Consider the following 14240-nt stretch of genomic DNA (forward strand, 5'->3'; position numbering starts at 1 on the left):
TTTCAAACACTAAATAACGTGCATTCTTTTATCTTATCTTTGCGTAAAGTTTTTTATAGCAGTAATTTGCTATTTAGTATTCGTATGCTGGTTAGTTTAACTGGCTCTACGCTCGTGCCTTGGTATTTTGGTTCAGTTTCGTTGGTGATTCCACTCACTTTAGGCGTGGTTGCCGCAGGCCTGACAGAGATTGATACCCGGTTGCTCAGTCGCTGTATTAATATTTTACTTACGTTAGTTTGTTTTGCGATTGCAACGTTTTCGGTCGAGTTGTTGTTTAATTTTCCTTTGTTATTTATTGTTGGATTAGTTAGCTCGACGTTTATGTTTATTATGCTTGGTACGCTTGGACAACGATATGGCGTGATTGCTTTTGGTTCGTTATTGATTGCTGCGTATACCATGCTGGGCCACAATCTGTTTGATGATAACTATACTCTGCCTTGCTTTCTACTATTGGGTGCACTTTGGTATAACATTGTTTCATTGATTGAATCTATAGTACAACCGATTCGTACAACTCAGCAGACATTAGCAAATTGCTTCTTGAAATTATCACTTTATCTTGATGCCAAAGCAGCGATGTTTGATCCTGATGAAACTGATGGCTTTAGACGACAAACGCTTGAATTAACAGAATGCAACACTCAAGTGATTAATGCGTTTAATGATACCAAGCGTTCGCTATTTAATCGTTTAAAAGGCTTTCGTGGGCAATCTTATATTAGAAAGATGCTTAGTTATTATTTTGTTGCCCAAGATATTCACGAACGAGCAAGCTCCTCTCATGGTGATTATCAAGCACTCAGTGAACACTTTAAGCATAGCGATCTGTTATTTCGTTTTGCAAGAATTTTGAATTTACAAGCTAAAGCTTGTGCCAAATTAGCGGTATCGATTAAATTAAATCAAACTTATCACCATGATCCGCTGTTTGCTCGTTATTTTGCTTATTTAGAAGAGGCAATCGTCCAATATCAACAGCATCCTAATGCCAATATGTTATTTATTAAATCGTTGCAAAATCTCTATCAAAATTTGCAAGCCATCGATTTATTATTGGCCAATATTGATACCGAGCAACACTTATCTAAGATACAAGAAGATAATCAGTTGATTGACGAGGAACTAACTCGCTTTCATGATATATTTTCACGAATTAAGCAAAATTTAACTTTGAAATCATCATTATTTCGTCATGCTATTCGTATGAGTCTAGTGCTTTTTGTGGGTTATATGGTGATTTTCTTCTCTCATCTTTCACATGGCTATTGGATTATTTTAACCAGTTTATTTGTTTGCCAACCTAACTATTCCACCACTAAATACCGCTTAAAATTGCGAGTAATCGGGACAATTTTAGGGATCATCATCGGGATTCCGTTAACCTATTTATTTCCAAGTATTGAAGCACAATTAGTATTGATTATTTTGACCGGCTGGTTGTTTTTTCTATTTAAGAATTCGCAATATGCCTATGCGACTGCTTTCATTACTTTATTAGTATTTTTTAGTTTTAGCTTGATCGGTGAAAGTAGTATTTCGGTGGCAATATCACGTATTATAGCAACGTTAATTGGATGCTTTATTGCATGGTTTGCGGTCAGTTTTATCTGGCCTGATTGGAAGTTTAGAAACTTACCTAAATTACTTGATCGAGTCTGCCATGATGATAGTCACTATTTGGCGCTAATTGGTAGTCAATACGTATCAGGTAAAACCAATGATCCTAAATACCGTGTTGCACGGCGAGCTGCACATGATAGTAACGCCGATTTATCTTCACTTATCAGCTTAATGACCAAAGAGCCTCATGTAAAACCCGATCTGATTGAGCAAGGTTTCCGATTATTAACACTTAATCATACATTTATCAGTTACTTGTCAACCTTAGGGGCGCATCGTGATAAAAACATCTCGCCCCACACGCTTGAACTATTTGATGATGTTTCGCTTTATATTATTACCATTTTGAGCAATAAGAAGATCGACTCTGAATATCTTCCTTTGAAGAAAATGGTGGATGATCATCTTGAGATTGTATCCGATGATGATAAAGATAATGATTTGCTGGTCATGCAACAGTTAGCTTTGATTTTGGATATTCTTCCGGAAATCATCGATTTAATTACCTCAATTGAAGAAAAAACTAATTGATCACCATGCTTATTAATTTAACTTCGTTATTGAATAAATGGGTTTTGTTCACCAATGTAGACTAAGGGTTGTTCGAAGTTGTTAACTTTATCTGCATCAATTTCAAAACCATATAAATAATCTGATTCGAAATATGGACCTTGGTTTTGATTCGGTTTAATCACTGCTGATATTTTGAGATCTTTAATATCAAATGATACTGATTGCTTAGTGGCTTTGTCATAAATAAATATTGACGAATTTGGTAGACCTATTTTGCCAAGAAAAATGTCGTGGTATCTGCCGTCAATTGAATAATAGGGTTTTGAATATTGTGCATTGACAGGATCTGAGTGAGTTCGTTCTTCATCTGGTATCAAAAAGAAAGCCTCAATTGATTTATCGCCATGAGCAAGTAAATCATCTGTCACAGAAACGAATGCAAATCGCTTTTTATCTTTTATATAATCAATAAACGTTAGTTGATGAAGATTTACTTTTTCAGTTGATGATGAATGATTCACTGTTTTTGGATGCACTGATGTTTGAGAATAAGCACCAAAGCTTAATAAAGAAATAATAGATACAATTAGTATTTTTTTCATTGTTTACCTACTCCTTAAGTACATATCCACAAAATTAATCTGAATTTTATCTTGATCTATGATCTTCCTGTCGATAATCAGATTTTATATCTAAACGTTTAAATGTATATAATGGATCAATATAATAAATATATGAATACGGAAATATCATTGATTCAAATCCAAATGCCACTAAAGGTTGATTTTTAAACAATTTGCCAGTCCATTTGTCTTTATTCATTTCATTAAAATCTTTGTCAGTTAGACTTCCAATCCTTGAACTTTCAGTATTGGAATATTCAAAATAAGTAAAAATGTTTTTTTCATTATCAGCTATTACCAATTTCCTATGATAGGTCCCAATAAAGTTGTCATGCTTAATTATTTCATCTTGAAGATAGTAATTTAATTCATTTAATTGAGCTAAATAGCTTTGAGTAATGCTATTTTGAACAGAAGTATCGTTATTTTTCGAGACTTTTGGAAAATCTTGATTGTCAATTTTTTGCCAGTCTAGTCGCGTTAGTTGTTGCATAGCAAACGGACTTTCCTTACCGATATAAACAAATGTATTTTTAGGGTTTAAGTTGTGTAATTGCTTAAGGTTCAGTTTAAAACCAAATTGATAACTCTTCTCATCATGATGTGGTGTTTTACCGATACTATAAATATTTATGATTGCAAAAGCTTCTAATTTGCGAATAGGGTAAGTAATTAGTCGATTATGTTCGTAATCATAAAGATAGAAATTATCGTCTTCAGATATTCCAGCTTCTTTCAAAAAACGTTGTCGATAGATTTTTGTTAATTTATAGCTATCTTTCTTATAATTACCTATTTCATCTGGAATTAAGTGTGGAACGATTCGAGTATTTCCATTTTCATCATATGAGTTAAAATTAATTTTTTCTGATACTGAAGTAAAATAGAAAATGGGGTTATCTTTTTTCTCAACGATAAAAATATCTAAGTCTTTTATAGTGTTATCTGAATGATTTTTTATTTCCTCGTTAGCATTTACAAAACAACTCAGTAATAATAATATTAATAACTTTATTTTCATTATTTTCACTTTTCTTGCTCTTTTAACCAAGCTATTTCTTGTTTCCAAAGATCCGGATCGACAGTTTCGAGGATGAGAGGGATTTCATCGATTCGCGAGTCTTGCATGATAAATTTAAATGCCGTTTCACCGATGGTTCCTTTGCCTAAGCTATCATGACGGTCAACATGGCTTGCCAACTCACTTTTAGCATCGTTTAAGTGCATACCTCGTAAGTATTTAAAGCCAACAATTTTTTCAAACTCATCAAAAGTCTCTTTGCAGGCTTTTTCAGTACGTAAGTCATAACCGGCAGCAAAGGCATGACAGGTATCAATACAGACTCCAACACGACTTTTATCTTCTATTTTGTCAATAATTTGTGCAAGATGTTCAAATTTATACCCGAGATTAGACCCTTGCCCTGCGGTGTTTTCTATCACTGCAACAACATTTTTAGTTTTATCTAAAGTGATATTTATCGATTCGGAAATACGCGCCAAACACTCATCCACCGAAATTTTTTGTAGATGACTACCAGGATGAAAGTTGAGTAAAGTTAACCCTAGCTGTTCACAGCGTTGCATTTCGTCTAAAAAAGCTGTTCGGGATTTATCGAGTTGCTCACTATCAGGGCTACCTAAATTGATAAGGTAACTATCATGCGGTAGGATTTGTTTACTAGTAAATCCATATCGTTCACAGCGTTTTTTGAAACTATCAATCACTGCTGATTCAAGCGGTTTTGCATGCCACTGGCGTTGATTTTTAGTAAATAAAGCAAAAGCCGTTGCACCAATTTGATAAGCATTAATTGGAGCATTATCGACACCACCAGAAGCACTCACATGAGCACCAATATATTTCATAATTTTTTCCTAGTTTGAGCCACTGTTTCGTTGAAGTTGGTCACGTAAATTAGGTGGAACACCTTTAATCACAAGTGAGTCAGTTTGCGGGTCCCATTTGATTCGTTCGCCTAATAGATCAGAATCAAAGCTTAAGGTTAATCCACCACCGCTACCAGAGAATTTTTTAAGTTGGCGTAGTGCACTACGATCAACGGGGAAAGTGTCCTCTAGATCATATTCATTATTTTTGACAAATTCCATAAAATTATTCTCGTCAGTCGTTGGCAATTCGTTAGCAAGATTTTTCAGTTCAATCTCTTCACCTGCTTGTAATTGCGCTTGGCAATAATTATAAACATTTTCACGGGCATTATTCTTGTTGTCAAATTGCATTTCTTGGCAATAGTCATCAACCGCTTTAACAAGTGTTTTATTTTGCGCTTTAGCATCTAATCCTTCACTCGCACCTAAATAATCCATAAAGAAGTCAGAAACCTTACGCCCTACTCGTCCTTTTAAGAAAGTTAGGTAACGTTTTGAGTCAGGAGCCGTTTCCCATTCGGTTATATCTATACGAGCAATGATGTCGGCATGGTCAATATCTAAATACTGGGTTTCTGATATATTGAGTTGTTCGTTGACTAACATACTTAAACAGCTATTTAATACAGCAATAATAAGGTATTCAACAGCTAGATATCGATAATGGCAAAAAATAACGGTGCCACCTTCAGCAAATGGATATTTGGCCAGTTCATTACGTAATTGTTTGGTAGATTCTTGACTAAAATTAAGGAAGTCTTGATTACCTAAACGTAATTCTTTAAGCGACTGTTCAAAGAGGCTTTCACTATTAAATAGTCCATAAGCTTTACTTTTGTTGTTATAAACGCGGTTTATATCTTCAATCAAGTTGGTTACCGCTTGTTCATTGTTCAGTAATGAGTCACGAAGTTGTAATTCGATTTCCGTATCGCTTTTTCTTATTAATTTATGTAAAACAACGTTTTCTATTTGTACACTCATGAAAATTCCTAATACGCTAGACGATTTGATAATTGACTATTTTATCAAAGCACTAAAAAAGTGCTATCATCAATTTTTATCTCTGTTAAACTAGTTATGATTATTCAAGTCAATTTTATACTTTTACGTATATTCTAAAATTCTTAGCAACTTTAACTTTTTTTCAATGTGAATAAAAATGACAAACTCACGCGATATTTATGATGATTTTAAACATAAAAAAATTAGCCTAATATTTTGGCAATATGCGCTACCATCAATTATTGGGACAACAGTAAATACGCTTTACAATATTATTGATGGAATTTTTATTGGTCATTGGATCGGTCGCGAAGCGTTAAGTGGCGCTGGTATTATTTTGCCTGTGATGAATCTTGCTGCCGGCATTGGTATGTTGGTCGGTATTGGTTCGGCAAGCCGTATTTCGATATTTTTGGGTCGAGGCGAGATTGATAAAGCCGAAAGAGTAGCAGGCACATCGTTTATGTTAACTGCCGTGCTTAGCGGTATTACTTTAGCATTATTACTTTATTTTATTGATCCGGTTTTACACTTTATCGGTTCAAGCCCCACTAATCATATTTATGCACGGGAATTTTTAGAGGTATTTTTACCGGGTAGTATTTTTATCACACTAACATTTAATTACAACAACATGATGCGCGCCAGTGGTTATCCTTTCAAAGCCATGGTAACGATGTTTATCAGTGTGATTGCTAATATTATTCTCGCACCAATTTTCATTATTGCTTTAGGTTGGGGAATGCGCGGTGCAGCGTTTGCAACTACACTATCGATGTTTATTAGCTTTTTGTTTGTAATGCAACACTTTATTAGCAAAAACAGCAACATTAAATTATATCGTCGCAACTTTAAGCTCGATTTTACTTATGTTAAATCTATTTTATCGATTGGTATGTCACCGTTTGCTATGCAGGTGGCTGCGTCGGTTGTTGTGGTATTTATCAACTGGCAGTTAACCCATTATGCACCAATATCACATGTTTCAAGTGATGATGCAATTGCCGGCTATTCTAACGCTAACCGATTAATTACACTGATTATTATGATTGTTATTGGCGTAAACCAAGGTATGCAACCGATTATTGGTTATAACTACGGTTCCAAAAATTATGCTCGGGTTAAGGAAACGTTTATTTATGCGGTTAAAATTGCCACCGTCATTACTAGCGTTGGTTTTGTACTAGGTTGTTTTATTCCTGATGTGCTGGTTAGAGCATTTAGCTCTGATGTTGATTTAGTAGCAATATCTGCAATTGCACTACGTTATACTACATTTTCTTTTGCGTTTGTTGGGTTCCAAATGGTAACTACCAGTTTCTTCCAATGTATTGGTATGGCAAAAATTTCTATTTTGTTAAGCCTTTCAAGACAAATTCTAATCTTGTTACCAACACTTTATATTCTTCCATTATTCTTTGATTTAGATGGTGTTTGGGCTGCCTCTCCAACTGCGGATCTGTTATCGACTGGCACGGCTTATGTCGTACTTCATTGCTATTTTAGATCAATCAAAAATAGAGATTGTTCACCAAAACTCAATCAGTAGATCTTTTTGCAAATGGGATAAAATAGGAAATAATAATATGGTTATAAACAATAAAAGCATCCAATAAAAGTAAAATACCAGTTAAAAAATTACTATTTCCTAATAAGATAATTGTTTTATGTCAATATAAAGATACACTTACCTATAAAAAGCAGTACATTTAGTACTGCTGCTTATTTAGGAAGTTATTTTAAAATTTATTAGAATGAATAATTAATGCCTAGTTGTCCTCCTATATGTGAATATTTATCAGAACCAAATCTGGTATCTAATTGAGCATAACCACTAAGTGAATTTGTGAAATTACCGTTCACACCCACTTTAACCTCAGCAAAGTTTTTGCCTAAATTTGATTCAACATTTTTACCTTTTACTTTAGCTTCAGGTGCTGAAGAGTCATAAAGCCAGTTTGCTTCAATAAATGGTAATACACCAAATCCTGATTTAGTGCTTTGGCCATAGTAACGAGCACCTAAGCGTAATTGGGCACCATCAGCATTGATGTCATCCACATCACCTGCGCGACCGAAAGTGAATTTATCGCTGTTTAACCAGGTATATCCAACTTGAGCATGAGGTTCAAGTAACCAATTTCTTTCATCTCCTTCAAGCATAACCATTCCGTAACCTACTTCAGCAGATAAACTTACCGCATCTCCATCGTATTTACTTGAATAGTTTCTTATGTTTGATAAATGAACTGATGTTTTGTGTTTGAACCAACTGTATTGTGCCCAAGTATCAACAAAAAGACCTTCGCCATTGGTTTGTGCATTCCAATTACCGTATACGCCTAAGTTATACCCTGTAACACTACCGTCACCTTTACGGCGAGAATGTTTTTGTTTAGTATCGATTGTACTGTGACCGTATCCGCCATAAACCCCAGCTTTGAATTGGTCTAAACTTAATACATCAACACCCATTTCGATCATTGAGGTTTTCATGTCTAATGACTGTTTGCCATTAAACAAATCGGTTTTGGTTCGGTCATAGTTATAACGCATCCAAACATTAGAATCTGGAACATAAATCGAAGTATCTCGATCATGGGCACTATGACGGAACATATTTAATGCAGCTAGCTGATTACCAAATATAGAAGCAACGACTGGAGAATTAGTTACACTTGATAAAACATTGGTATATTCAATAGTTAATTTACCATCTTTATCTCGTCCAATGGTGTAATCAAATTCACTGTCAGCTTTTTCGACTACATTCCATTTACCGCCATCTGTACCACCAACCTCAATAACATTAATGGTTCCGTTATTAGCTTTACCATTACCAATTTCATTTATATCGATGTTAGTTGTACCAGTGACATTACCAGTGACAACCATTTTATCTGTCTTACCATTTTCGGTATCCATATAAATATTTAGTTTACCGTTATCTCCGTGGTAATCGCCATTGACTGTTAGTGTGGTATCAGGTGAGTTTTTACCTAAGTCAATAGTACCCCCATTAACAACACTTCCAATGGTTTGGTTATGATCATTTAAATTAAGTGAACCATCTTTACCAATATTGTAATCAGAGTTAGGACTAAAGACATTTTCACCTTTTGCAGTCCATGACCCGCCAGTTATATTAGTTTTTCCTTCATAAGAGTGATGCCCACTAATTAAGTTATCACCAGAAGTTACATTCACATCACCTTTTCCAGCTATATCCCATGTTATATCGTAATCGGTGTTAGTATGATTAATATTTAATTTACCACCATCGTTTAATCCAACTTTTGATGTATCAATGGTACCGGCTTTTTCAGCTGCTTTTCCAGCTTCTCCACCGATATTGACGACACCATTCTTATCAATTGTTATACCTAAATCTTCACCTGATTGGTCACCTTTTTGAGTTTTAACCACAGCATCATTTGAAACGGTTAAACTTGAAGAATGATTACCGCCTTGATTAACAACAAGTTCAGTCATAACATTCAATTTAGAATCTTTACCGTCAACTAATACTTTACCATTTCTGATTGCTAACTTTTTGTATAGACCCCAGTCACCATCAGAAACATTCATGGCTCCGCCATTAGTTATATTGATTTCACCATAGCCAGTTTTATCCGCAGAAAGCGCTCCAACTCTCATACCACCTGTATTAAAAGCTGAACCTTTTCCACTAATATTAATAATACCCTTGCCGTTTTCATGACCAACAAATGTACCTCTAGTAGAATTGATAACACCGCCATCTAATACGTTAACCACTGCGTTACCATTAGAAGCAATACTCATATCTTGTGATTTAACTTGATTTAACTCACTACCTTTACCGGTTACAGTTAGATTTACATTTGAATTAACACCAGAAGCCACGCGCAGAACCGCCCAACCAGCATTAGTAAAAGTACCACCATTGGTAATAAGAACATTCGCGTTACCTTCAGCACCAAAATAAGGATCGCCAAAAGTATTAATTAGATGACCGTTATCAAGTGTTAATTGGCCAGTGCTTCCATCAACATGTCCCACCATGATTCGGCCCATTGATAACTTACCATTATCACTGATTGTTAAATGTCCATTTTGACCAATAAAATATTCATCTTTAGTGTCTTGGCCACTCGCTATTGTTCCTGTGTTATCTCCTTTGATAGTTTGATTTGTATCTATATTAACTCGAACCGCAGATGCATTACCTGCCATTAATACAGATAAAGCACTGGCTACAGTAGCACTAATTAATATTGATTTCGTTTTTTTCCCTCTTCCCTTGGCTAGTTCTGAAACCGCCAAGCTTATTCCTTTACTATTTTTTAAAACTTTGTAAATTTTGTTCATTTGTTAATTTTCCTTATTTTACAACAATTAAACATTGCTAATAATTAATTAGCGATGTCTTAAACATTATTGATCGAAATAAACGATCAATCAATATTTAATCATTCGAAAATTTCTATTAAAAAATATTTAAATTATTTCCAATAATCGACATACATTGTTAAAAATAAGTTAATGTAATGAAAATTAAGAGATTTTTTGCTCGTCAAATTTTGTTAAATATTTATAAAAAATATTATTAATTTATTATTTTTCTATTACTTTTATTTACAATTGAGAAGGAAAAGATCATTTTAAAAATGATCCTTTTTAGAACTAACTCGTACACATATTCAAGGGTAAAATTAATCTTTTAGTTTTGAGGGAAAAATAGATGATCGATTTCAAGTTTATGAAGGAATAATTTACAGGATTCCATTTTTTATCACAAAAAAGCCTCAGCAGTTTTAATTTTATACAATAAAAAAGGGACATCTGTCCCTTTTTATCTTTCTTACCAATTTATATTTCTTTTTCAAATAATGCATCGGTTTTGTTATCAATATAGGCATCTTGGACTATAAATCCATCACTAACACCTTTTAATTCATACTCTTTTTTGTCTTTTTTCAACAATTTTTTCTCTATGGTAAGAATGCTTTTCTGACGACATTTTGGGCATTGGCAATATTGATATTCTAATACATCGATATTTCCTGCTGATTGATCGACTTGATTAACTATTCCTTTTGTATCTGTATAAAAAGTTGTTTGCGATAATACATCGGCATAACTACCAGTTAAATTGGCAGAAAGTTTAGTTTCTAGGCTTTCATTACTTGATGAAAAGAATTGATATTTTTTGTACCATGCTTGGCAATCTTCACAATAATAATCGTCAATATGAAATGAAACGATTAATGGGTAGAAGAAAACAAGCAACTCAATTAAATAAACAACACCCAACATTAAACCAGAAATGTGACTTGTATTCGATTTTCTGGTGATGGATATTTCACGGTATGGAAGAATTTCATCAAACATAATGTCAACGACTGTGAACGGTGAAAAAAACAGTTTAATATAATCTGTAAAATCACCCGAAAAAAGACCTACTTCAAATCCACATACACTTGAGTAGTAAGCAAATAAACAGATAAAGAATGCCATAAAAAAATTAACCATGGTATTTCTTACTTTTGCTGCTTTTGCAAGAAATGAAGCAAGATAGGCTAACGTCAATCCCATTACAACGACTAAACCAATATCAATTATGACAAACGGAGAATAATAAGAGATGATTGAATAGATAATGCCCAAAACAATTGCGACAAAAATACCTATTATGGTAAAGACAATGGTTAAAAGCGGATTAAACTTATGTGACAACTGATAATGACTAACTGTAGAGCTCATTGTTTTATTCCTTATTATTCCTTAAAAATTATAATACTAATAAAAAAACTTCTAGCTATGTTTAAATGATAATTGTCAATTTTTGTTATTTTTTCCAATAACTAGGACTGAGTTATTAATTTGACTGGTGCATTTTAAACATGCTCTATGAAAAGTAAAGTTTATTAGACTAGATAAAAGTAAAGATTTTTCTTTTTAATTAAAAATAATCTTTGAAAAAGCAATTCATAATATCTTGACATAAAAAAGGGGCATTGCGCCCCTATTGTTAATTTAATCTACATTGATTGTTTTTTAGAGTAAATAATAAATCAGTCTGTTAATCGATATAAACATTTAAGACTATATTGAGTGAAGTACTTTGCCGATGACAAAATACTTGCTCATTAAATTACTCGATATTTTGTACTTGCTCTCGAATCTGCTCAATCAATACTTTAAGTTCAATCGCACTTGCAGTTACATCCGCATTAATTGATTTTGAAGCGATGGTATTTGATTCACGATTAAATTCTTGCATCATAAAATCAAGTCGGCGCCCTACTGCTTCGTTTTTCTTTAAGATTGCATAAGTTTCTTTAACATGAGTAATTAATCGATCTAACTCTTCAGCCACATCAATTTTTTGTGCAACCATCACAATTTCTTGTTCAAGACGTGAGCTATCAAGTTCAATATTAGCTTCTTCTAGTTTACTTTTTAAACGCTCTTTCTGCCAATCTAAGATTTGTGGCATCCAATCTCGAATTTTATTAACTTCGAGAGTTATTGCGTCTAAGCGTTGAGTAATTAATTCGCTTAAGGCTTTACCTTCACGTTCACGAACAGTGATAAATTCATCGATTGTCTTTTCAAGTAAAGCTAAAATTTCTTGCGAAATTGCATCTAAATTTTGTTCTTTACTCGACATCACTCCCGGCCAACGTAACACATCAAGCGGATTGATTGGACCGGTTTGGTATTCACGTTTAATCCAATCACCTGCATTTAATATCTGTTTAGCTAGCTCAATATTTAATGATAACTCTTGGTTCTGAGTAGCGGGATCAAGTTCGAAGCGTAAGTTACATTCAATCTTTCCGCGAGTTAATCGAGCACGAAGACGCTCACGAACGATCGGCTCAAGTGAGCGGAATTGTTCTGGTAAACGAATATAGGTTTCTAAGTAGCGTTGATTGACCGAACGCAACTCCCAAGACGCATTACCCCATGATTGGTTCAACTCTTTTCTCGCATACGCGGTCATACTAGAAATCATAATAGGTTCCTAAATTTATAAAAACTTAGTGTGCATTGTAACACAAATTCTGTATAATGTGCCCTTAGCTTAGGCTAAACATCGACGCTTTCTTGTTGATGTCCCCCTAAAAAATTAATTCGAAGATAAAATAAACTGCTGGAGAATTGCATGCGCCCGTCTGGTCGATCTGCGGAACAAGTCCGCCCAATCAAAATAACCCGTCATTACACTAAGCATGCAGAAGGTTCTGTATTAGTCGAATTTGGTGAAACCAAAGTACTTTGTAATGCAACAATTGATGAATCTGTACCCCGCTTTTTAAAAGGTCAAAATCAAGGTTGGATCACTGCTGAATATGGCATGTTACCTCGCGCAACAAATTCAAGAACACAACGAGAAGCTGCAAAAGGCAAACAAACTGGCCGAACAATGGAAATCCAACGCCTAATTGCCCGTTCACTGCGCGCGATGGTTGACCTTGAATTATTAGGTGAATACACCATTACCCTTGATTGTGACGTTATTCAAGCCGATGGTGGCACAAGAACTGCATCGATTACCGGAGCTTGTGTTGCACTCGTTGATGCAATAAACATATTAATTTCTAATGGCAAAATCAAAGAAAATCCAATTAAATCTTTAGTGGCGGCCGTATCGGTAGGCATTGTAAACGGTGAAGCGCTATGCGACTTAGAATACATTGAAGATTCTAATGCTGAAACCGATATGAATGTCGTTATGACAGATGATGGTCGTATCATAGAGGTTCAAGGCACTGCCGAGGGTGAACCATTTAGTCATGAAGAATTATTAACCCTATTAGAACTAGCAAAAAATGGCATAAAAACTATTACAGAAGCACAAAAACAAGCTTTAAAAGATTAATTGGAGAGGATCGATGAAATCATATAAAAGTGAATTTATAGAATTTGCTTTAGATAGGCAAGCATTAAAATTTGGCGAGTTTACTTTAAAATCAGGTCGAAAAAGCCCTTACTTTTTTAATGCAGGACTATTTAATACCGGTAAAGATTTAGCGTTATTAGGTCGTTTTTATGCCGCTGCATTGATCGATGCAGATTTACAATATGATGTTATCTTTGGTCCAGCCTACAAAGGCATTCCAATCGTTTCATCAACAGTGGTTGCCCTATCTGAACACCACAATGTTGATGTTCCTTACTGCTTTAACCGAAAGGAAGCGAAAGACCATGGCGAAGGTGGTAATCTTGTAGGTAGTTCAATATATCAACAACGCGTTATGTTAGTTGATGATGTAATTACCGCTGGTACAGCAATTCGTGAATCAATGCGAATTTTGGAAGACAATCAATCTAAACTTGCTGGCGTATTGATTTGCTTAGATCGTCAAGAAAAAGGCCGAGGTGATTTATCTGCTATTCAAGAAATCAAACAGACTTATCATTGTGATGTAATTTCAATTATTACTTTAGATGATTTGATCCAATACCTCTACCAAGATCCATCACGAAAAGACCAAGTCACCCAAGTCGAAGCCTATCGTGCTGAATATGGAATAAAATAATAAAGCGTCGTAAGACGCTTTTTTATATTCATAAAGTTTTACAATTTTT

Annotated in this window: 11 protein-coding genes; 4 read left to right on the forward strand and 7 right to left on the reverse strand. The window is 34.3% G+C overall.

What is annotated here, in order from left to right; genetic code table 11:
- The first annotated feature begins 66 nt into the window (after nt 1–66).
- Nucleotides 67–2157, forward strand: a complete 2091-nt coding sequence (gene yccS, locus GYM76_RS05825; protein ID WP_218060024.1) for a YccS family putative transporter — start codon at nt 67–69, stop codon at nt 2155–2157.
- A 26-nt stretch (nt 2158–2183) separates the two neighbouring features.
- On the opposite strand, the gene GYM76_RS05830 is transcribed toward yccS, so the two are convergent.
- Genes GYM76_RS05830 through yejK form a run of 4 tightly spaced genes read right to left on the reverse strand, consistent with a single transcriptional unit; the run spans nt 2184 to nt 5639 of the window.
- Nucleotides 2184–2741 carry a hypothetical protein gene (locus tag GYM76_RS05830; RefSeq protein WP_220224864.1) on the reverse strand — a complete coding sequence of 186 codons (558 nt, stop codon included), beginning with the start codon at nt 2739–2741 and terminating at the stop codon, nt 2184–2186.
- 46 nt (nt 2742–2787) lie between these two features.
- Nucleotides 2788–3783: a hypothetical protein gene (locus GYM76_RS05835; RefSeq protein ID WP_220224865.1), complete on the reverse strand. Its 996-nt coding sequence runs from the start codon at nt 3781–3783 to the stop codon at nt 2788–2790.
- Nucleotides 3784–3788: 5 nt separating this feature from the next.
- Nucleotides 3789–4631 carry a deoxyribonuclease IV gene (gene nfo, locus GYM76_RS05840; RefSeq protein WP_065561737.1) on the reverse strand — a complete coding sequence of 281 codons (843 nt, stop codon included), beginning with the start codon at nt 4629–4631 and terminating at the stop codon, nt 3789–3791.
- A gap of 9 nt (nt 4632–4640) precedes the next feature.
- Nucleotides 4641–5639, reverse strand: a complete 999-nt coding sequence (gene yejK / locus GYM76_RS05845) for a nucleoid-associated protein YejK (protein ID WP_065561738.1) — start codon at nt 5637–5639, stop codon at nt 4641–4643.
- 178 nt (nt 5640–5817) lie between these two features.
- On the opposite strand from yejK, the gene GYM76_RS05850 reads away from it, so the two are divergent.
- The gene (locus GYM76_RS05850; protein ID WP_220224866.1) at nt 5818–7209 is read left to right on the forward strand and encodes an MATE family efflux transporter; all 1392 of its coding nucleotides are present in this window, start codon (nt 5818–5820) and stop codon (nt 7207–7209) included.
- Between the two features lie 200 nt (nt 7210–7409).
- Here GYM76_RS05850 and GYM76_RS05855 read toward each other — a convergent pair whose 3' ends face one another.
- The 3 genes from GYM76_RS05855 to GYM76_RS05865 all read right to left on the reverse strand — a co-directional run bounded on the left by GYM76_RS05855 (nt 7410) and on the right by GYM76_RS05865 (nt 12663).
- Entirely contained in the window at nt 7410–10010 is a 2601-nt protein-coding gene (locus tag GYM76_RS05855; protein ID WP_220224867.1) for an autotransporter outer membrane beta-barrel domain-containing protein, read from the reverse strand.
- A 501-nt stretch (nt 10011–10511) separates the two neighbouring features.
- Entirely contained in the window at nt 10512–11405 is an 894-nt protein-coding gene (locus GYM76_RS05860; protein WP_220224868.1) for a hypothetical protein, read from the reverse strand.
- 391 nt (nt 11406–11796) lie between these two features.
- Nucleotides 11797–12663, reverse strand: a complete 867-nt coding sequence (locus GYM76_RS05865; RefSeq protein WP_220224869.1) for a YicC/YloC family endoribonuclease — start codon at nt 12661–12663, stop codon at nt 11797–11799.
- A gap of 150 nt (nt 12664–12813) precedes the next feature.
- Between GYM76_RS05865 and rph the strand changes: the two genes are divergently transcribed.
- Both rph and pyrE read left to right on the forward strand, forming a co-directional pair.
- Nucleotides 12814–13530 carry a ribonuclease PH gene (gene rph / locus GYM76_RS05870; RefSeq protein WP_220224870.1) on the forward strand — a complete coding sequence of 239 codons (717 nt, stop codon included), beginning with the start codon at nt 12814–12816 and terminating at the stop codon, nt 13528–13530.
- Nucleotides 13531–13543: 13 nt separating this feature from the next.
- Complete coding sequence (pyrE, locus tag GYM76_RS05875) at nt 13544–14191, forward strand: orotate phosphoribosyltransferase (protein WP_065561745.1); 648 nt, start codon at nt 13544–13546, stop codon at nt 14189–14191.
- Nucleotides 14192–14240: the final 49 nt, after the last annotated feature.

It is taken from the genome of Gilliamella sp. ESL0443, assembly GCF_019469165.1.
Lineage (GTDB): Bacteria > Pseudomonadota > Gammaproteobacteria > Enterobacterales > Orbaceae > Gilliamella > Gilliamella apicola_E.

Coding starts and splice junctions, on each gene's coding strand:
- GYM76_RS05830 (WP_220224864.1), bottom strand. CDS start 2,741: ATGAAAAAAATACTAATTGTATCTATTATTTCTTTATTAAGCTTTGGT.
- GYM76_RS05835 (WP_220224865.1), bottom strand. CDS start 3,783: ATGAAAATAAAGTTATTAATATTATTATTACTGAGTTGTTTTGTAAAT.
- nfo (WP_065561737.1), bottom strand. CDS start 4,631: ATGAAATATATTGGTGCTCATGTGAGTGCTTCTGGTGGTGTCGATAAT.
- yejK (WP_065561738.1), bottom strand. CDS start 5,639: ATGAGTGTACAAATAGAAAACGTTGTTTTACATAAATTAATAAGAAAA.
- GYM76_RS05850 (WP_220224866.1), top strand. CDS start 5,818: ATGACAAACTCACGCGATATTTATGATGATTTTAAACATAAAAAAATT.
- GYM76_RS05855 (WP_220224867.1), bottom strand. CDS start 10,010: ATGAACAAAATTTACAAAGTTTTAAAAAATAGTAAAGGAATAAGCTTG.
- GYM76_RS05860 (WP_220224868.1), bottom strand. CDS start 11,405: ATGAGCTCTACAGTTAGTCATTATCAGTTGTCACATAAGTTTAATCCG.
- GYM76_RS05865 (WP_220224869.1), bottom strand. CDS start 12,663: ATGATTTCTAGTATGACCGCGTATGCGAGAAAAGAGTTGAACCAATCA.
- rph (WP_220224870.1), top strand. CDS start 12,814: ATGCGCCCGTCTGGTCGATCTGCGGAACAAGTCCGCCCAATCAAAATA.
- pyrE (WP_065561745.1), top strand. CDS start 13,544: ATGAAATCATATAAAAGTGAATTTATAGAATTTGCTTTAGATAGGCAA.